Raw genomic sequence first — 18,885 nt, forward strand, 5'->3', positions numbered from 1 at the left:
TCTCGGGCCCATCGAGAAGTTCGTCTTCAAAAGCGGGCGCGGAGGCGAGGGAGGACCTCGGCGCCGAGCCGGGCGATGTTCGCCCGGGTCCGGTGCGGGGATCCGGTGCCTTCCACCATGAGGATCAGGTGCCGGATGCTGGTGCGCTCGATCGTCGCGGTCATGGTCTTCAGGCAGTCCTCGGCGGTGCCGACCGGGTGGATGCGGCACAGCAGTTCGGCGTACGCGTCCGGGTCGCGCGGGGTGTGGGGCCGGTCGTCGACCGGCGTGTATCCGGCGAGCCCCGGTCGCAGCCAGCGTGGCAGCTCGGCGCGTAGCAGCCCTTGGGCCTCGGCCCGGGTATCCGCGACGTACGCCATGACGGCCGCCATATGCTCCTGGCGCGTGTGGCCGCCGGCGGCGGTGTACGCGTCGACCATCCGCCGCTTGCCCTCGTCGTCGATGTGCAGGCCGAGCAGCATGGGCAGGCCGCGTTCGGCGGCCAGTGCCGCGGTGCCAGCGGATGTGCAGGCGACCATGACCGGTGGGCGCGGGCGGGTTTGCGGGCGCGGCACCATCGGCACCTCGCGGAAGGCGAAGGCCGGCCCGCTCGCCGACACCCGGGGACGGGTGAGTCCGGCCAGCAGGAGGTCCAGGCTCTCGGCGAAGCCGGTCTCGTACCGGGCGAGCCCGGTGCCGAACACCTCCAGGTCGACCCATGGTCCGCCCCGCCCGACCCCGAGCCGGAACCGGCCGCCCGAGACCTGGTCGAGCAGCGCGGTCTGCTCGGCGAGTGCGACCGGGTGCGCGGTGGACAGCACGCTCACCGCCGTCCCCACCACGATCCGTTCCGTACGGCCCAGGACGTACGCCGCGAGCGTGGCCGCCGACGGGCAGATCCCGTACGACATGAAGTGATGCTCGGCGAACCACACGTCGTCGAACCCGGCCTGCTCGGCGGCGACGGCCGCTTCGACGGTCGCCGACAGCACCTCACCGTCGCTCTGCCCGGGGAACCGTGCCGCCAGCAGGAACACACCCACCCGCATGCCCCCACTCTGCCGGAGACCGGCGCGGCGTGGGCGTCACTCGGCGATCGTGTGGATGTGGTGGCGTGAGGTGTTCAGTGCTCGTCCCAATGGTCCTCATGGGCGGCGTGCCGGCATCCGTCGTGAACGTAGTCGACATGGTCACCATGCGGCACGCCGACATGACCGCAACCCGCGCCGTGCTGGTGCGGATGGTCGTCGTGTCGCGTGTGGCCGGTGACCTCACATTCGTCGACGTGCCCGTCGTGCGGCCGGTGCAGGTGCCCGTCGTGGGCGTAGTCGATGTGGTCGCCGTGCGGAACGGCCACATGGCCGCACCCCGGCCCGTGAGCATGATCGTGAACGGCATGCTGCCGGTGCTGTGTCATCGCTGTCATCGGTGAACCCCCTTCGGTCTCGTCCTGCCCAGAGAACGCGCCCATGAACAGTGGCAACTGTGGCAGCGACGCCGGCGCACGGTGGACCGCCGCGTTACTCGTAGGGGTCGGCGGGTTCGGCGATGCGCCGCTGATCGGTCGCGATCAGCTGGGGCAGGGCAACGCCGTTGATGTGCGCCCAGGCCGGTGACCAGATACCGGTGACCTGCACCCAAATGTCGGCACGCGGCGCAGACGCGTTCTTGATCACGATGCGCATCGGGACGGCGTCGGCCGCGCAGCAGGTCATGCGCAGGCGGACCAGCTGCCACCGATCGGGGCTGGCTGGGCGGGCGAAGCCGGTCAGGGTGACCTGGCGTCCGGTCAGGGTGTCGTGGCCGGCCTTGGCCTGGAACGCTCGGGCGGTGAATTCGGTCAATGAGATCCGGGCAGGGCCGTTGGTCGACAGTGCGGCCAGGTTGTGTCCGGCTGGTGGTGGGGCCTGGTTGATGGCGCGTGCCGCGGTAAAGGAGCCCAAGGCCGCGGGCGCGATCGCGGCGATCACAAGCGGCGGGATGAGCAGCAGCCACGCGGCCCGTGGCCCATGGTCGTGATCATGCCCGCGAGGGGATCCGGTGTCGGTGTGGCGCCAGGTGGTGGCGATGCCGATCAGGCCGAGCGCGCAAAGGACGGCTCCGGTGGCGATGAGCGGAATGCGGAAGCCGGGACGGACGTAGTTGAGGTACTCATGCCCGGTCGACGTGATCCATAGCAACGCCCCGCCGGCCGCCAGCAGAGCAGTGTTCTGGGCGGGCTTCCTCACAGCAGCACCCGGCCGAGGATGAGGCTGGCGACGATCGCGAGCGCGAATGTCAGGGGGACGAACCGGACCGCGAACCGCGGGCCGAAGGTGCCGGCCTGCAACGCGATCAGCTTCAGGTCCACCTTCGGGCCGACCACGAGGAACGCCAGCTTGGCCGTGGCGGAGAACTGGGTCAGGCTCGTGGCGACGAACGCGTCGGCTTCGGAGCAGATCGACATCACCACCGCCAGCGTCGCCAGGACGGCCACCGACAGCCAGGGGACACCCGCGACGGCCGCCGTCCAGGCCGGCGGCACGGTGACGTTCAAAGTGGCGGCGATCGCGGCCCCGGCCACGAGCAGGCCGCCGGTGTGCAGCAAGTCGTGGCGCATGGCCGCGGCGAATCCGGCCCATCGGGGGCCTTGGGCGGCGTGCGGGCGGGAGGGGATCCGCAGCCATTCGGTCCGGCCGAACCGCAGCCACAGCCACCCGGCCGCCACCGAGACCAGCAACGACGCTACGAAGCGGGCAACGACCATCTCCGGGTGGCCGCGAAAGGCCACTGCCGTGGCCGTCAGGACCACCGGGTTGATCGCCGGTGAGGACAGCAAGAAGGCCAGTGCGGCGGCGGGCGTGATGCCACGGGCCATCAGTCCGCTCGCGACCGGCACCGACGCGCATTCACATCCCAGCAGGACAGCGCCTGCGGCACCGGCGACCGGCACCGCCCAAACGCCGCGACGTGGTAGCGCCCGCCGCCAGAACGCCGCGGGCACCAAGGTCGAGATCGCGGCGGAGACGACCGCGCCGAACACCAGGAACGGCAGCGCCTGCACGCAGATCGCCACGAAGACGGTCGCCCAGCCCTGCAGCCGCGCCTCGCGAAGGTGCGGTGCGACCAGCAGCCTGCTCGCCACCAGCACGCCCGCGATCGCGGCGGCGCCGAGCAGCGCACGGCGACCCGCCGGCATCGGCGAGCGTCTACCCCATTCCGCGGGCGGGAGATCGGGCTGCTCGTCCCACGCCGCGTCGGCGGTATGCCACCTGGACGCGCCCGTCATCGTGCCAGAGCCCTCTGTCTTACGTCCCCGCCTTCATCGAGCAGTCGACCCGGCTGCCGTCGCAACGGCCTTGGGGGTGAGGGTGAAGTCGGGGTCGATCTGGGCGGCGAGGTCCTGGCCGGTCGCGGCGTTGGCCCAGGCGCGGGCGTTCTTGAGGTGGAACTCGACCGCCTGGCGGGTGAACTTGTTCCAGTCCTTGGGGCGGGCGTCGACGGTGGCCTGGAGCGTGGCGAGGGCGGCGCGGTCGGGCTCGGCCAGGTCGTCCAGGTCGAACGGGCGGCCCTGTTCCATGGCGCGGACGGCGCCGGATTGGCCGACGCAGCACAGCAGCGCGTCGCCGACGTGTTCGCGTAGGAAGGCGACGTCTTCGGGGCCGTGGACCTTGTTGCCGATGACCTTCAGGGCGACGTCGTAGTCGGCGGCGTACTCGGTCCACTGCCGGTAGACGGCCACGCCCTTGCGCGTGGGCTCGGCGACGAGGAAGGTCAGGTCGAAGCGGGTGAACATGCCGGAGGCGAAGGATTCGGCGCCCGCGGTGCAGTCGACGACGACGTACTCGCCGGGGCCGTCGAGGAGGTGGTTGAGGTACAGCTCGACCGCCCCGGTCTTGGAGTGGTAGCAGGAGACGCCCAGGTCCTCGTCGCTGAACGGCCCGGTCACCATGAGCCTGGCCCCGGCGGCCGGGACCGTCAGCCGGGAGTGGATCGGGTCGTCGCCGCCCAGGCGCAGCAGCCGGGATCCACGGCCCGGCGGCGTGGTCTTCACCATCGCCGCCGCCGAGGAGATCCGGGGATTGTCGCCCCGCAGGCACTCCTTGATCCCGGCCAGGTGCGCGCCCATGGCCGGGATCGCGGCGGCGGTCTGCTCCGGGAGGCCGAGGGCGACGCCGAGGTGCTGGTTGATGTCGGCGTCCACCGCCACGACCGGTGCGCCGACGGCCGCCAGATGACGAATGAACAGGGACGACAAGGTCGTCTTGCCGCTGCCGCCCTTTCCGACGAACGCGACCTTCATTCGATCTCTCTCCTCATCCCACGCCGACCAACGTGACGCAGCGTCAATCATTCAACCACGGATTGTTACACGGATCGGCCTGTGCGCGACCGTGACCAGAGGCAGGAGAGCTTACCGACTTTGAAAACGGTTTTCGTAACCTTTTGAATGGATTCCGCCCGAAGGAGCTGACACGCCCTTCTCATCGAGCACCAGCCGTCGCCGCAGCAAAGGCGGCACTATGAACGGAGCAATCAGCGGTCTTCGGCGGCGCAGTCAGGGCACAGGCCGAAGATCTCCAGGGTGTGGTCGACGTCGGTGAAACCCGCTTCGGTCGCGACGCGTTCGGCCCAGTGTTCGATCGCGGGCCCTTCCACCTCGACGCTGCGTCCGCACGAGCGGCAGGTCACGTGGTGATGGTGAGTGCTGGTCTCACAGCGGCGGTAGAGCGTCTCGCCGTTCTCGTCGCGGAGGGTGTCGACCGCGCCATCCTCGCTGAGGACCTGAAGCTGACGGTAGACAGTGGTCAATCCGATGCGCTCGCCGCGGTGACGCAGCTCGGCGTGGATGTCCTGGGCGCTACGGAATCCCGGCAGGCCGGCCAGCACCTGCCCCAGCGCCTCGGCCTGACGGGTGCCTCGCACGCGAGTGCCCCGGCCAGCTGAGCTCTGCCGCCCGGGACGTTCGGTCGAGTGTGAGGTCATAGGCGCGCTCCGGCCGATCTCGTCTGATCATTGAGCGCCTTCGACCGTATCAATCCGCCGGACCGTCACCGGTGGTTCGCAAGCATCGGCCGCACACGCCGTACACCTCGGCCAGGCGCAGGTCGGGCTCGAAGTCGACCTCGACCGCAATGCGGTCCAGCCAGATGCCGTCATCGGAAGCAGCGTGCTCGTGGACGTCGCCGCAGCGCCGGCACACCAGGTGATAGTGACGGCCGGGCGCGCACGGCCGGTATCGGGTCTCGCCGTCCCGTACGAAGACGTGCAGGAGCCCGGCGTCGGCGAGCGCGGACAGCGTCCGGTAGACCGTCGACATCCCGACGGAGTGCCCCTGCCCGGCGAGTTCGACGTACAGCTCGTGCGCCCCGACCGGACGCCGTTTGCCGTCGAGCGCTTCCAGCACCTGGCGCCTGCGCCGGGTCGGCGACAGCCCGGCCGCGCGCAGCCGTACGGCGATCTCATCACCGGTCCCGTCGCGTGGTCGGCGGCCGGCGGTTGCGGTGTGCGAGCCCATGGGCCGACCGTACGGACATCCACCGATATTGACAACCATTTCCGTTAGGACGAACATGGCATCCGTTTTCATTTGCATCCCGTCCCGGGCCGAACCCGAGGAGACACGTTGCGTATCCGAACCCCTCAGCTGGCCGCACCGGTCCTGGCGGGCCTGCTGGCCGCGGCCAGCGCCTGCGGCTCCAACTCCGCCAGTGACGCCGGCGGCTCAGCCGGCGGCGGCAAGCAGCTGAAGGTGGTCGCCACGACCACACAGGTCGCCGACTTCGCTCGCAACGTCGGCGGTGACAAGGTCAAGGTCACCCAGATCCTCAAACCCAACGTCGACCCCCACGACTATGAGCCCTCCCCCGCCGACGTCCAGGCCATCGCGGAAGCGGACGTGGTGGTGGAGAACGGCGTCGGCCTGGAGCGGTGGCTGGACCAGACGATCAAGTCGGCGGGGTTCCACGGCACGCTCGTCGACACCAGCAAGGGCGTGGCCGTCCGCAAGGGCAACGGATCCGATGAGGAAGCGGCCGGCGACCCCCACATCTGGCAGAACCCCAAGAACGCCGAGGCCATGAGCCGCAACATCGCTACCGCGTTCGAGTCCAAGGACCCGGCCGACAAGGCGAGTTACGAGGCGAACCTGACCTCCTACACCGCCAAGCTGGACCAGCTGGACTCCTGGATCGCCGGGCAGATCGGCATCCTGCCCGCCGACGGGCGCAAGCTGGTCACCAACCACGACGCGTTCGGCTACTACATCGACCGCTACCACCTGACGTTCGTCGGCTCGATCATCCCCAGCTTCGACACCTCCGCCGAACTGTCCGGCAAGCAGCTCAACACACTGATCTCAAAGATCAAGGCGACCGGCGTCAAAGCGATCTTCTCCGAGTCCTCTCTACCGCCCAAGACCGCCGAGGCCATCGGAAAGCAGGCCGGGGTCAAGGTCGAGGCCGGCGAGGACTCCCTGTACGGGGACACCCTCGGCCCGGCCGGCTCAGCCGGGGCCACCTACCTCGACATGGAACGGCACAACACCACCACCATCGTCACCGCGCTGAAGGGCTGACCATGGAACCCGACATCCCGCCCCCGGCGCTGGACCTGGACGAGGTCACCGTCGCCTACGGGCCCGCCCTCGCGCTGGAGAACATCGACGGCATGGTCGCCCCCGGCGAGGCCGTCGCCCTGATCGGCCCGAACGGCGCCGGCAAATCCACCCTCATCAAGGCGATCCTCGGCCTGGTCCCGCTCGCCACAGGACGGATCACCGTCCTCGGTACGGCGCCGGCGCAGGCCCGCCGCGACGTCGCCTACGTCCCCCAGGCCGACACCTTGGACCCGGAGTTCCCGATCTCCGTCGGGCAGGTCGTGCTCATGGGCCGCTACCGGCGCATCGGCTGGCTCCGCCGCCCCAAAACGGCCGACAAGGAAGCCGCCCGCCGAGCCCTGGAACAGGTCGGGCTCGCCGACCGCGCCCGGCACCGCTTCGGCACACTGTCCGGAGGGCAGCGCCAGCGCGTACTGCTGGCCCGCGCCATCGCCGCCGAACCCCGCCTGCTCCTGCTGGACGAGCCGTTCAACGGCGTCGACGCCGTCAGCGAACAGGCACTGCTCGACGCCATCGCCGCACTGAAACAGGACGGCGCCGCAGTCGTCGTCTCCACCCACGACCTGGCCCTGGCCCACCTGGCCTGTGAGGAGGTCTGCCTGCTCAACCGCCGCCAGTACGGCTTCGGCCCCACCAACGTGACCCTCACCCCCGACCGGCTGCGCGCCACCTACGGCGGGCACGCCCTCGAACTACGCGGCGACCGCGTCATCGTCGCCCACTCCTAAGGCCGGGCCATGGAGCAGATCCTCATCGAACCCTTCCGGTTCCCGTTCATGGCCCGCGCCCTGGCCGAACTGGTGATCCTCGGCGCGCTGGCCGGCACCGTCGGCGTGCTCATCCTGCTGCGCCGCCTGGCCTTCATGACCGACGCACTGACCCACACCGTCTTCCCCGGCGTCGTCATCGGCTACCTCCTCGCCGGCGAAGGCGGGATCTTCTGGGGCGCACTCGTGGCAGCCGCCGCGACCGCGGTCCTCCTCACCGTCTTGACCCGGCACCGGGCCGTCACCGAAGACGCCGCGCTCGCGGTACTGCTGACCACCTTCTTCGCCATCGGAGTCGTCCTGGTCTCCCGCGAGTCGGGATACACGGCCGACCTGACGGCGTTCCTGTTCGGCCGGATCCTCACCGTCACCCCCCAGCAACTCACCCAGACCCTCGCCGTCACCGCCCTGGTCATCGCCGCACTTGTCGTCCTGCGACGGCCCTTGCTCGCCCGCGCCTTCGACGCCGACGGCGCCCAGGCGGCCGGATACCGCATCGGTCTCCTCGACCTGGTCACCAACGCCATCGTCGCGCTCGTCGTGGTCGCCGCCGTACGCGCCGTCGGAACCGTCCTGGTCATCGCGCTGCTCATCGTGCCCGCCGCCGCGGCCCGCGCGGTCAGCGAACGGATCGCCGTGATCGTGCCGATCGCCGCCGTCCTGGGAGCCCTCGCCGGATGGGCGGGCCTGGCGATCAGCTACGACGCCTCGATCCACCACGGGCTGCGGCTCGCCTCCGGCGGCACCGTCGTCCTCGTACTCATCGCCTGCCACCTCGTCGCGCTCACGGCCGGAACAATCCGGCGGCGACCGCGCCCCGTTCGGAGGGCGGCATGACCACCGTCGACCGGGCGATCCTCGAGGCCGTGCTCCTCGGCACGGTCGGCGGCCTGATCAGCGTGCAGATCCTGCTGCGGCGGCTGCCGTTCTTTACCCTCGCGATGACGCACGCGACGTTCCCCGGCGTCGTGCTCGCCGCGATCGCCGGCCTGAACCTCTACGTGGGTGGCGGGCTGTTCGGCGTCCTGATCGTCCTAGGAATCCTGGCACTGTCCCGACGGCCGGAACACGGGACGGCCACGGCGATCGGGATCGTGCTGTCGGCCGGGTTCGCGCTCGGCGTCGTGCTGCTGTCGGCACGCGACGGGTTCTCCAAGGACCTGAGCGCCTACACTGTCGGGCAGATCCTCACCGTCGGCAACGGCGACCTGCTCGCCGTGACCGTGGTCGGCCTCCTCGTCGCCGCCCTTCTGTTCGGCGCGGGCCGGCAGCTGGCCTTCCGCGCGTTCGACCCCGGTGGTTATGCGGCCGCCGGATACCGGTCGGCCGCCATCGACGTGGCTCTGCTGCTGACCGTCGAGGCCGTCATCATCGTCGCCGTCCCCGCCGTCGGCGCGATCCTGGCCGTCACCGTGCTCGTCGCCCCGGCCGCCATCGCCCGGCTCTGGACCCACCACATCATCGTGATGACCGCTATCGCGGTGGCCGCGGGTGCCGGCAGCGGGCTGACCGGCGTGCTCATCTCCACCCACTACGACGTCGCCGCCGGAGGCACCATCACCGTCGTCACCGGAGCGCTGTTCGCGCTGTCGCTGGCCGTCACGGCGACCTGGCACACGATCATCGCGCGACGAGGCAGCCACCGCCCCGCACCCGAACCATCCACTCCGGTCAGTGCCGGGCCACCGCAGCTGAAGACCGCCGAGGAGGCCGGATGAGTGAGCTCACCGGGCGAGCATTGACCGAACTGGTCATCGTCGGCATGGTCTGCGGGGTCCTCGGCGTCCAGGTCGTACTGCGGCGTCTGGCGTTCTTCACCGAGACCCTCGGCCACCTCACCTTCTTCGGCATCATCACCGCCACCATCGCCGGCACCGACCTCAAGGTCGGCGCCGGACTGGCCGCGGCCGGCGCGGTCGCGGTGATGGGCCGAAGCGGCCTCGCCGCCCGGCGGCACCACCAGCACGCGGGCGTCATGGTCAGCGGCGCGCTCGCCCTCGGCGTCGTGCTCATCTCCGCCCGGCCAGGCTTCAGCAAGGACCTCACCGCCGCCCTCGTCGGCTCCCCGCTCACCGCCGGGACCGGCGACATCGCCGCAGCGGCCGGTGTGGCGGTCCTCGTCACCGTCACTTTCGTACTCGGACACAAGGAATTCACCCTCGCCGCCTTCGACTCGGTCGCGGCACAGGCGCTCGGATACCGCACCCGCCTCATCGACACCGGGCTGCTCGCCCTACTCGCCGCCACCGTGGTGACCGCCGTGCCCGCCGTCGGCGCGACACTGCCCCTGGCCTTGCTGGTCGGCCCCGCCGCCTCGGCACTGCTGTGGACCCGCCGCACCGCCCCCGCAACGCTTCTCGGCGGCCTGCTCGGCGCCGCAGCCGGGGCCGCAGGCCTGGCCATCTCCCTGCACTACCGCGTCGCGACCGCCGCCGGCACCGCCGTCATCTGCGGCGCCCTGTTCGCCTTGGCCGCCGCCATCAGCACCCTCACCACCCGCGCCGCTGCGACCCGGCAACGGGTCTGTGACGCCACCGCTACCTGACCGTCCCGCCCAACCGATCTACCGTCCCAGGCGACCCATCGATCCGACAGGAGAACCCATGTCGCTGACCGTGTCACCGCAACTCCTCCAGGACGCCCAGCACGGCGACGTCGACGACGCCGCGTTCATCGACTGCATCCGCACCTCCCTGCCCTACGGCTGGCAGCTCGTCACCGGCCTCGTCGAGGAGCTACGGGACAACGGCGGCGAGGTCGCCGACAACCAGACCCCGCCCCCCGACGAGACCGCCCGCGGCCAACTCCTGCGGATGATGGCCAGCGACGCCATGCGCGCAGCCCTCGAGCGGCATTTCGGCGTCCGGCTGGCCTTCCAAAACTGCCACCGCGTCGCCGTCTTCCGCCCCGGCGCCGACCAGGCATACCGACAGTTCACCACCGCCCGCGCCCAAATCCTCAACCAGAAACCCGAACTGGTCGACTGCTGACGCCCACACGGTGTGGGCCGCCCCGCCGCTCCGCGGACGGCCCACACCATCCCAGGTCACCGCACGGTGTACGCAAACTGTCATCGATGGTTGACCGGACACAGTGCTTCGCGTACGTAGCATCGAGGAAGAACACGGACCACCACGGCCTGCCCGTCGCGCTTGAATCGGGGGATTCAACGGGGGACGCGACGTGAGGGCCGAACCACGGGCTTGCAACCTCAGTCCAGGCCCATGAACGTCCGCGAGCAGAGCTTCCTTGGGGGAAGGGGCCGGCTCGCGGACGTTCACATATGCTGGACGGCTTCAACGCCCCCGGACGGGGCGCCGCCGGTTCCCAGATGGCGTCAGTGAGGGCTGCCGCCGGACGGCGCAGGCGACGGGTCGGCTGCCAAGCCAGCGATCGAGCAGGCCGACGTCCAGATCACCGTCGACAGCCGTCGCGGCATCGCCTCTCTACCGGCCACACTGGAGTTCCACCGCATCATGCCACCCGGAAGACGTGCGCATTTCCGATCGCACCGGCGTTCCCGACCGGTACCCGGCGCCGTGGGGACGGAACCTCTGGGCCACTACGCTCTGGCGATTCGAGCATCCGGTCCTCAGCGCCGGTGCTTGGCGGAGGCTGAAGGGGAGGTGGGTGTGCCCGGATCCATACTTCGGGCGGAACTCCAGGCTCCGGGCCCAGTCGCCACACGCCAGAGTCGCGGCGGGGTCAGGCGGATGCTCGCAGGATCGCTTGTGCTGCTCAGTCTGGCATGGCTTGCCTCCCCGATCGGGAAGACACCACCGCTGTATGACGGGGTCGGGTTTCCCGACGAGCCGTACCGGTACGTGGTGCCGCCGAGCGGAGCCACCACCGCGCGACCGCTTGCAGCCGTCGACACAGAACCGGCGCGGGGGCACGCCATCGACCCGCTGCCGGATCAGCGGAGAGTCCGGCCCCCAGGTGCAGCTGGACATCCCCGCCGGCTGCCTCATCATCCCCGCGCACGCGACCCAGGTGACCGGCCGCGCCGTCCCCGTCGCGCTGGCGGCTCCGCTGCCGCCGGACGGCACGGTCTGGGGAAACGTCTATCGGATCACCGTCACGAGCCCCCAAGGATCGGTGCAGCTGGCCGCGGGCGGCGCGCGCGGCGACATCGAGCTGCGGGCCCCCAACGCGAAGCAGCCGCCCCCAGTGATGGAAGTCCGCGTCTCAGGTGCCTGGCGTCGGGTGCCGACCAGACGCGCAGGCAACGACATCTACGAATCGGCGCTGTCCGGGATCTCGTGCGGTTGCGGCAACCGTACGAGCCGCGTCACCAGGTCGGCGTGGTCGGCCCGCAGGTACCCCGGGACGGACTCCGGCGCGTGCCCGCCGGCTGCGGCCTCGAGGAAGGGCGGCATCGTCCGGCTGCGCTCGGCCACCCTGATCACCGAGCCCGGCCGTACGCGGTAGGAGGGGATGTCGACGCGCCCATCGTTCACCAGGATGTGCCGGTGTGAGACGAACTGGCGGGCCTGGTAGATCGTGCGGGGGAACCCGGCCCGCAGCGCCAGGGCGTCCAGCCGGGTCTCAAGGTCGGCCAGCAAAGCGTCGCCGGTCCGGCCCTTGCCGCGCGCGGACCGTTCGAAGGCGCGGCGCAGCTGCTTCTCGCTCACGTTGTACTGCGCCCGCAGCCGCTGCTTCTCCAGCAGCCGCGTCTTGAGCAGTGCTCGATGATCACGTTAATGGCCGCATCAGGTGTGGTGTAAGGGGCAGCAGAAGGAACGCGTGCCGGACCCCGCAGCCCATCCCATCCCGATGCGCGGTTTGACGACGAAGGGTTATCGTCGGGATGTGGGTGATTTGAGGCTGAGATGCCATCACCTTCCCGGAGTCACCGTGATCACCGTCGGTGGCGAGCTTGATCTGATGACCGATGGTGAACTGGAGGAGTTCGTCCGCAGGGCCCGGCGGCGTGGGGATCAGGTGGTCGTGGATCTGGCGGGTACCGCCTTCATGGATTGCAGCGGGTTGAGTGCCTTGCTGCGCGTGCGGCGGGAGGTGGGTTGTGACGGCGGGGTGATCCGGTTGTGCGCCCCTGATCGGCGTCCGGCCCGCGTGCTGCGGCTTACCGGCGTAGACCGGCTGCTCCCGGTGGATGCCAGTCTCGAGCGGTCACTGGCCGCCGTGGTCGCTGCCGGTGAGGTGAGGAGGAGATCCTGTCGTCCGAAGACCGATGGCCTCAAGGCGGGCGAACCCAGCTCGGGCGAAGGGCGCTGAGGGCCTGGGAGTGAGGCTGTACGCCGCCGCTGACACCGCCGGAGTTCACCGGCAGTGAACCGGCGTGGCCGGTCGGGTCTTCTTCCAGTGCCGCAACGTGGCGCTCCACGCGCCGGGCGGGCTCGAGATTAACGTTGGCCTCGGCGAGCAGCCGGCTCCCGCCTGGTGATCAGGATCCCCGGATGGTGCTGGACCAGATCGCCGGTCAAGGCGACCTTGACCATGCCGGGACCGCGGCCGCCGAGGAAGAACGGCGATACGGCGGGGTGTCGGTGGCGTACGGCGTGTGGGAGTGATGGCGGGGTTGTGAAGTCAGGGTGTCTGTCTGCTGGCCGTGGTTGCAACGATTGCGGAGGCATGGGTGTTGTTTGCGCTGGTTGATGCCCGATAATCCCATTATGTACCGTTCGTATCCCGCAGACGCGCCACTCGTCGATCGTGTGTTCGAAGAGTTGCGGGGCTGGCGTGCGCTTCGGGAGTGCCGTGCCGACTGCGGCGGTGGGCGGGCGCTGGCCGTAGGGGCTTCTCAGGTCCTTCATCTGCATGGCGGGGAGGCCGTGCTGCGTCTGACCTGGCCGGTCATCCGGCGGATGGGTGTGGCGCTGCTGGAGTGCGCGGCGGTCAAGCCGGGGTATCGCGCGGACTGGGTCCGGATCCGGCTGGATGGCGACGGCGATGTGCGGTTGCTGGTCGCGCTGGTGAGTGTGGCGATCAAGGCCAACGCTTTCTCCGCGCACGAGCCCGGCGCTGCGCGGAGCGGTTCTTGCCTCCCGGTTGGGCTGAAGGCAGGATGGGAGCAGAGCCGATCAGGCCTGTGACCTGCAGTGATGGTAATCGTGGACTCAGCGGTAGAACGTCAGGCGATACAGAAAGTGATCGACCGCCTGACGTACGGCTTGGCTGGGTCGGTTTCTGGTGAGCAGGTGGCCGAGGCCGTGTGGAGGATCCACCGCAGCTTCGACGGTAAGCCGGTTCGTGATTTCGTCCCGGTGCTGGTGGAGCGGTTCGCTCGTGAGGAATTGAGGTCATCTGCGGGTGGGTCGGGCGGTAGCGCCTAACCACGACGCGGCTCGCCTCGGCGGCGGGCGTGCGCCGGATGAGGTCACTATGGAGGTGATCAGCTCATCAACGTGGACCGCGTACCGGGAGGGGTAGCGCCCTTGCGGCGCCGCGGCGCGTAAATGATCTTTCCGCAGGCATGGGCTACGGAGGCTCGTTGGTCCGGACATCGGCTTGTGCTCCGGTCGTGGCTCAGGCCTGTGGTCGAGGCTGTTGTGGTCGGTCTGCGGTGCGGACTCGCTGTGCGAGGACGGTGCCGATACCGATCGCGGCGGCGACCGGCCAGTCGATGACTCCAAATATCGCCGTTGCCCCGAGACCTCCGTAGAAGGCCAGCCGTTCGGGCGGTGGCAGGTGCCCGGCCATCGTCGGCATGGGGAGCTTGTAGACCTTCAGCTGAGGCGTGAGAACGGGAACCGGGACGGCAAGACCGCCCCGAGCCTTCGTCGTCGTGGCCTGCTCACCGCGCCGGCGCGTGGCGCCCTTTCCCCGGCGGGCCTTGCCCTCGGTTTCTGGTGCGGCTGCTTGTGCGGTGGTCATCGTTGAACGTCCCTGTCTTCCATCGGCCGAGCCAGCGGGTTTCATCCAGCCCTCACCCTTTGCGCTCTACCTCACCCGGGCTCATCTCAACCCTGCGGCGAGCAGATCCATAGGGGCCCTTTGCCCAGTTCAACGTGGTTGCCCTGGCGTGCCCGGCCATCGACAGCGGATGAGGGGGAACCAGCCGTCTTGGGCTCAGGTGACAGGGCGTTTGGTCAGGTGCCTGCTGGCAGCAGCCGGGGCGCGATGGTGGCTGCGGCGGTGCCGGCGGCTGAGGATGCGGCGACGGTTCCCCAGGCGATCGGGCCTAGTGGGGTGCAGCCGAAGAAGTGGCTGATGCCGGGTGTCTCCACGATGCCGACCAGCACGGCGGCCGAGGCGGTGCAGGCGATCAGGACGAGTGGGTTTCTTCCTCCGATGAGGAGGGTCTGGCCGAGCTGGGTGGTCACCAGCGCGGCCAGACCCATGGTGTCGGCTCGGCGAACGCGGCCGGTGATCCGGCCCGTGTACCAGGCGATGCTGGCGCCCAGGGCGGTCGCGCCTCCGCGGGTGGCCAGGGTGCGGGCCAGGTCGGCTCCGGACAGGGTGATGGGGCCGCCGGTGAGGATGTCGTCGCAGCCGTTGTGATGTGGATCGTTGCCGGATCGCAGTGCGACGGCAAGAGCGGGCACCATGTCGGTGAGCATGTTCACCAGGAGCAGTTGCCGGGTGTTCAACGGCGCCCTGCCGCCGATGGCGGTGCCGAGGAGGGTGAAGGCGACTTCGCCGGCGTTGCCGCCCACCAGGATCGATACCGCATCGCGTACCCGGTTCCATAGTGCGCGTCCTTCGGTGAGGGCGTCGATGAGGCGGAGCGGGTCCGGGGTGGTCAGCACCAGGTCGGCGGCGCCTCGCGCGGCCGTGGAGGACCTTCCGGTCATGCCGATTCCGACGTCGGCGAGGCGGATCGCCGCCGCGTCGTTGGCGCCGTCTCCGGTCATCGCCACGACGTGCCCGGCCTGCTGCAGTGCCTGCACGATACGGACCTTGTGTTCGGGTGAGACCCGGGCGAACACGCTGGTGCGTGGTACCTGGTCGAGTCGTTGCTGTTCCGGTAGCTGGTCGAGTTCGGCCCCGGTGAGTACCGTGTCGCTGTTGGGAATGCCCAGCTGGTGGGCGATGGCGGTGGCGGTGGCGGGGTGGTCGCCGGTGATCAAGGTGATCCGGACTCCGGCGTTGGTGAGCCGCTCGATCGTCGCGGGTGCGGTGGGGCGCGGCAGGTCGGCGATCGCGACGAACCCGAGCAGGGTCAGCTCGCAGGCGAGCGCGTCGAGGTCGCACGGCAGGGATTCGTCACATGGGTGGGTCTCGGCGACGGCGATGACCCGTAGTCCCTCGTGAGCGAGGTCTTCGATCCGGTCGGTGGCGGCCTGGCGCCGGTCCGATGTCAGTGGCCGGCCGTGCTGGTCTCGGGTGCAGCGGTCCAGGACCACCTCCGGTGCCCCTTTGACGGCCAGCACAGGGACGCAACCGTTGGTGCCCAGCGATGCGGCGTATCCCCGGGTCGTCTCGAACGGGATCTCCCACGACAGCTGCCAGTCCTCATCCGCGCCGAGCCGCTCGCCCACTCCTTCCACGATGGCCCGGTCGGTGGCGTGGACGAGTACATCTTCGGCTTTGGGGCAGGCACGCGCGGCGGTGCGCAGCAGATGACGTCCGTGCTGGTCGCCCTCACCCAGTTCTTGGTCGATGTCGGCGAGCCGGGCGAGGGCGAGTCGGCCTTCGGTGAGGGTGCCGGTCTTGTCGAAACAGAAGGTGTCGACGCGGCCGAGCGCCTCAAGCGTCCGCGGCGACCGCACCAAGATCCCGCGTTTGGACAGCCGCCGTGCCGCCGCCAGCTGGGACACGGTCGCGACCAGCGGGAGCCCCTCAGGGACGGCGGCGACCGCGACCGCGACCCCGGAAGCGATCGCTTCCCGGAACGGCACGTGATGCGCCAGCGACAAGCCCGTAACCGCAGCGCCGGCGAATCCCGCGGCCGGCACAGTGATGCGGGTCAGTTCCCCAAGGCGTGCCTGGACACCGACCGGCGGTGTGCCATCGCCGACGGCTGATGCGGCCCTGCCCGCCTCGGTGGCCGCGCCGGACGCGACCACCACCCCGCGTGCGCGGCCGGTGAGGATCGTCGTGCCCTCGTACAGCATGCAGGACCGGTCCGCCAGATCGGCGCCGGGCGTGGGGGCGGGGTCTTTGGGGATGGGCAGGGACTCACCGGTGAGGGTGGCCTCATCCACCTCCAGGCATTCGCACTCCAGCAACCGCACATCCGCGGGAACGACATCGGATCCGTGGAGACTGATGACGTCTCCGGGGCGGAGCCGATCGGCGGGCACCGGCCGCACGGACCCGTCTTTGGCGATGAGCCGCGCGGGCAGCCGTTCCCCGAGCAGCAGGGACTGCAAGGCGCGTTCGGCGCGGACCCGTTGCAGCCCGCCGATCACCGCGTTTCCCGCCATCACCCCGCCGACCAGAACAGCGTCGACGCCCGAGCCCACGATCGCCGAAGCCGCCGCCCCCAGCGCCAGCGCCGGCGTCAACGGGTCCCGCAACTCCCCGCTCACCGCATGAGCCAGCTGCGTCATCACCCCACCAGGCTGAGCGTCGCGGCGATCGCGTTCCCCATCCTCAACGCCGACGGTTTCGGCAAGCCGGTGAAGTACCTGCTCGGCGGTCATCTCGTGCCAGCGACCCCGCGGTACCGGTACCGGTACCGGCGACTGGGCCAGCCGCCGGGCGCTGAGCGCCCCGCTGAGAACGGCGACGCCTGCGGCGCTATGCGCGGGAGGAAGCCCGGCTCGGGTACGCCGTCGGCCCGATACCGCCAGCAACGCCCCCAAAACGCCACCGCCGACCGCGAGCCGGGCGGACCGTTCGCTGACCTGCCGTGCCGCCTGAAGGCCCCGGACGACCCGCCATGCATCCTCCAGGCCCGGTCCGCCGATGAGATCGGCGGACCAGCACACCCACGGCCCGCACAGCACGGCGACCCCGACATCCGCGGCAGCCAGCGCGGCATCATCACGGCCGCTGATGACCAGCACACAATGCCCTTCCGCCTGCAGCCGGTGGACCTGGCCGGCGAGTTCCACCCCGGCCGGCACGAGCTCATCAGCCCCTGAGGCGAACTCGGCGGCGACCGGGTGCTCGCTCAGCAGTACCCGGCGGCTGCCCGATCGCGCCGCCGCGATCAGCGCGTCGGCCAGCGGATCCGGTTCACCCTCACCTGCCAGCACCGCCGAGTCGATGACCACCATCGAGATACGGTCCAAGCACCGCAACGCAGAAGCGTTCATCACCATGATCCCGGCCTGGCTCAGTTCGTGGCCGAGCATCGCGGCGAACCCCTCACGACCGGACCGGGCGGCCTTCGGCACCGTCGCCAGCAGCAGGTCCGCGGCCTTACCGGCATCCCGGGTCCAGGCGAGCAACCCGCCTGCCGTGGCCAGCGCGGCGAGTGAGGACCGTTCGCTGGTCTTCTCGACGGGGCCGGGCGGCAACGGCACCGGACGGGCCGGCCGTGCGGCGATGGGCGCGGATTCATATGCGCGTAGTTCCAGTGCCCGGCGTTCCCAGACCAGCCGTTGTGACCGTGTCTCCATCAGGCACAGCACGCGCACGGCCACGTCCACCGCCAGCGGGAACGGATCGGCGGTGATGACGTAGGCGGCGGAACTGGCCAGCTGGAGCAGCAGGTCCGCGGGCGTTTTACCGACCGGCTCTCCAAGGCGGCGCGCAACTGTGGCTGGGATTCGGTCAACACGATCGGCAGGCGTATCGCTTGGGGAGGTAGCGCACGCAGGCTCAGCCGGCCCGCGGTGGCCAACGCCACTCCGGCCAGACCGGAGGCGACCGCCGCGGTCGACGCGTACTCCACCGCCCGGTCGCCGGGAATCTCCGGTTTCGTGCGGGAGAACGGCTGGCTCTGTGCACCGTGTCCGGCTTCGACCGCCTCGATGGCATCAACGAGCGCAGGCAGATCCACATGGTCTTCATCGAAGGAGACGAGAACCTGCTGGGTGACCTGGTTGATCTCGGCCCAATGCACGCCCTTCAGCCGTGACAGTGCCTCGGTGACCTCCTCGCCCAGCACGCCGGCATCCGCGCCCGCCAATCCGCGGACCTCCAGATGAGCCTCACCACCGCGGCACCACATCCGCCGCCGAAACCGGTGCCGCCCTATATCGCGCAGCTCTCCCGTCGCGGCGACGAACATCTCCCCGGCCCGCAGCCTGACCTCACGAACTGCTGCGGGCACCGGCGACGCCTCGCCCTCACCCGGCAGCATCTCCGACAACACCGAACCAACCTGCTCGGCCACCGCACGGCACCCGGCCCCCACCCCGCGGCCGGTCCAGCGGGCAGCACGACCAGCCACAGACCCGGTGGCCGCCACACCGCCACCGGCAAGTTTCAACGACCGCCCCGCAGCCGCCCTCGCCAAGCACCCGACAGAACCGATCACACCCACCCACCCGCCCACTCGCACCGACTCGATCAGCCGATACTTCCCCAGGCCAGGGCGGATATTCCCGTTGCGCGACCAAGATCGTGAACGCCATTCTTTGAACTCAGTAAGAACCTGAGACCCCGGGCGTGGCGCCGACGTCCGCTCCCAGCGTGCGGGCGAGGCCGGTCGGCGTTCCGGCTTGATGGGCAGTACTGCGT

The 18,885-nt window shown here is 70.0% G+C and carries 20 protein-coding genes; 10 read left to right on the top strand and 10 right to left on the bottom strand.

Annotated features, from left to right (window positions below; all coding sequences use genetic code 11):
* Positions 1-26: 26 nt before the first annotated feature.
* Entirely contained in the window at positions 27-1,028 is a 1,002-nt protein-coding gene (locus ACYVF7_RS22920) for an LLM class flavin-dependent oxidoreductase (protein ID WP_460344134.1), read from the bottom strand.
* 98 nt (positions 1,029-1,126) lie between these two features.
* Between ACYVF7_RS22920 and ACYVF7_RS22925 the strand changes: the two genes are divergently transcribed.
* A complete protein-coding gene (locus ACYVF7_RS22925) occupies positions 1,127-1,411 on the top strand; it encodes a hypothetical protein (RefSeq protein ID WP_460344137.1) in 285 nt (94 codons plus the stop codon).
* Positions 1,412-1,499: 88 nt separating this feature from the next.
* Here the strand turns inward: ACYVF7_RS22925 and ACYVF7_RS22930 are convergent, their stop codons facing one another.
* From ACYVF7_RS22930 to ACYVF7_RS22950, 5 genes are all read right to left on the bottom strand, one after another.
* Positions 1,500-2,207, bottom strand: a complete 708-nt coding sequence (locus tag ACYVF7_RS22930) for a TIGR03943 family putative permease subunit (protein ID WP_460344140.1) — start codon at positions 2,205-2,207, stop codon at positions 1,500-1,502.
* Complete coding sequence (locus ACYVF7_RS22935; protein WP_460344143.1) at positions 2,204-3,157, bottom strand: permease; 954 nt, start codon at positions 3,155-3,157, stop codon at positions 2,204-2,206. Before ACYVF7_RS22935 ends, ACYVF7_RS22930 begins: the two co-directional genes overlap by 4 nt.
* A gap of 123 nt (positions 3,158-3,280) precedes the next feature.
* On the bottom strand, positions 3,281-4,261 hold the full coding sequence (locus ACYVF7_RS22940) for an ATP-binding protein (RefSeq protein WP_460344146.1): 981 nt from the start codon (positions 4,259-4,261) through the stop codon (positions 3,281-3,283).
* 233 nt (positions 4,262-4,494) lie between these two features.
* Entirely contained in the window at positions 4,495-4,884 is a 390-nt protein-coding gene (locus tag ACYVF7_RS22945; protein ID WP_460344149.1) for a Fur family transcriptional regulator, read from the bottom strand.
* A 109-nt stretch (positions 4,885-4,993) separates the two neighbouring features.
* Positions 4,994-5,476: a Fur family transcriptional regulator gene (locus ACYVF7_RS22950; protein ID WP_460344152.1), complete on the bottom strand. Its 483-nt coding sequence runs from the start codon at positions 5,474-5,476 to the stop codon at positions 4,994-4,996.
* Positions 5,477-5,584: 108 nt separating this feature from the next.
* Between ACYVF7_RS22950 and ACYVF7_RS22955 the strand changes: the two genes are divergently transcribed.
* Genes ACYVF7_RS22955 through ACYVF7_RS22980 form a run of 6 tightly spaced genes read left to right on the top strand, consistent with a single transcriptional unit; the run spans position 5,585 to position 10,334 of the window.
* Positions 5,585-6,535, top strand: a complete 951-nt coding sequence (locus tag ACYVF7_RS22955) for a metal ABC transporter substrate-binding protein (protein WP_460344154.1) — start codon at positions 5,585-5,587, stop codon at positions 6,533-6,535.
* Between the two features lie 2 nt (positions 6,536-6,537).
* Complete coding sequence (locus tag ACYVF7_RS22960; RefSeq protein WP_460344157.1) at positions 6,538-7,305, top strand: metal ABC transporter ATP-binding protein; 768 nt, start codon at positions 6,538-6,540, stop codon at positions 7,303-7,305.
* 9 nt (positions 7,306-7,314) lie between these two features.
* On the top strand, positions 7,315-8,181 hold the full coding sequence (locus tag ACYVF7_RS22965) for a metal ABC transporter permease (RefSeq protein WP_460344160.1): 867 nt from the start codon (positions 7,315-7,317) through the stop codon (positions 8,179-8,181).
* Entirely contained in the window at positions 8,178-9,062 is an 885-nt protein-coding gene (locus ACYVF7_RS22970) for a metal ABC transporter permease (RefSeq protein ID WP_460344163.1), read from the top strand. Before ACYVF7_RS22965 ends, ACYVF7_RS22970 begins: the two co-directional genes overlap by 4 nt.
* Positions 9,059-9,889: a metal ABC transporter permease gene (locus ACYVF7_RS22975; RefSeq protein ID WP_460344166.1), complete on the top strand. Its 831-nt coding sequence runs from the start codon at positions 9,059-9,061 to the stop codon at positions 9,887-9,889. The genes ACYVF7_RS22970 and ACYVF7_RS22975 overlap by 4 nt, the downstream gene beginning before the upstream one ends.
* Positions 9,890-9,947: 58 nt before the next feature.
* Positions 9,948-10,334, top strand: a complete 387-nt coding sequence (locus ACYVF7_RS22980) for an SCO5389 family protein (RefSeq protein WP_460344169.1) — start codon at positions 9,948-9,950, stop codon at positions 10,332-10,334.
* Positions 10,335-11,579: 1,245 nt separating this feature from the next.
* Here the strand turns inward: ACYVF7_RS22980 and rpsD are convergent.
* Complete coding sequence (gene rpsD / locus ACYVF7_RS22985) at positions 11,580-12,029, bottom strand: 30S ribosomal protein S4 (RefSeq protein ID WP_460358063.1); 450 nt, start codon at positions 12,027-12,029, stop codon at positions 11,580-11,582.
* 91 nt (positions 12,030-12,120) lie between these two features.
* On the opposite strand from rpsD, the gene ACYVF7_RS22990 reads away from it, so the two are divergent.
* From ACYVF7_RS22990 to ACYVF7_RS23000, 3 genes are all read left to right on the top strand, one after another.
* Positions 12,121-12,582, top strand: coding sequence for an STAS domain-containing protein (locus ACYVF7_RS22990; RefSeq protein WP_460358066.1), 462 nt, complete (start codon positions 12,121-12,123; stop codon positions 12,580-12,582).
* Positions 12,583-12,980: 398 nt separating this feature from the next.
* On the top strand, positions 12,981-13,400 hold the full coding sequence (locus ACYVF7_RS22995) for a hypothetical protein (RefSeq protein ID WP_460344172.1): 420 nt from the start codon (positions 12,981-12,983) through the stop codon (positions 13,398-13,400).
* Positions 13,401-13,409: 9 nt separating this feature from the next.
* Positions 13,410-13,640: a three-helix bundle dimerization domain-containing protein gene (locus tag ACYVF7_RS23000; RefSeq protein WP_460344175.1), complete on the top strand. Its 231-nt coding sequence runs from the start codon at positions 13,410-13,412 to the stop codon at positions 13,638-13,640.
* A gap of 193 nt (positions 13,641-13,833) precedes the next feature.
* Here ACYVF7_RS23000 and ACYVF7_RS23005 read toward each other — a convergent pair whose 3' ends face one another.
* From ACYVF7_RS23005 to ACYVF7_RS23015, 3 genes are all read right to left on the bottom strand, one after another.
* Positions 13,834-14,181 (bottom strand): hypothetical protein, encoded by a 348-nt coding sequence (locus ACYVF7_RS23005; RefSeq protein ID WP_460344178.1) that lies wholly within the window; start codon positions 14,179-14,181, stop codon positions 13,834-13,836.
* 215 nt (positions 14,182-14,396) lie between these two features.
* A complete protein-coding gene (locus ACYVF7_RS23010) occupies positions 14,397-17,843 on the bottom strand; it encodes an HAD-IC family P-type ATPase (protein ID WP_460344180.1) in 3,447 nt (1,148 codons plus the stop codon).
* Positions 17,819-18,538, bottom strand: coding sequence for a heavy-metal-associated domain-containing protein (locus ACYVF7_RS23015; protein ID WP_460344183.1), 720 nt, complete (start codon positions 18,536-18,538; stop codon positions 17,819-17,821). Before ACYVF7_RS23015 ends, ACYVF7_RS23010 begins: the two co-directional genes overlap by 25 nt.
* Positions 18,539-18,885 lie beyond the last annotated feature (347 nt).

This window comes from Actinoallomurus acanthiterrae (assembly GCF_054775715.1).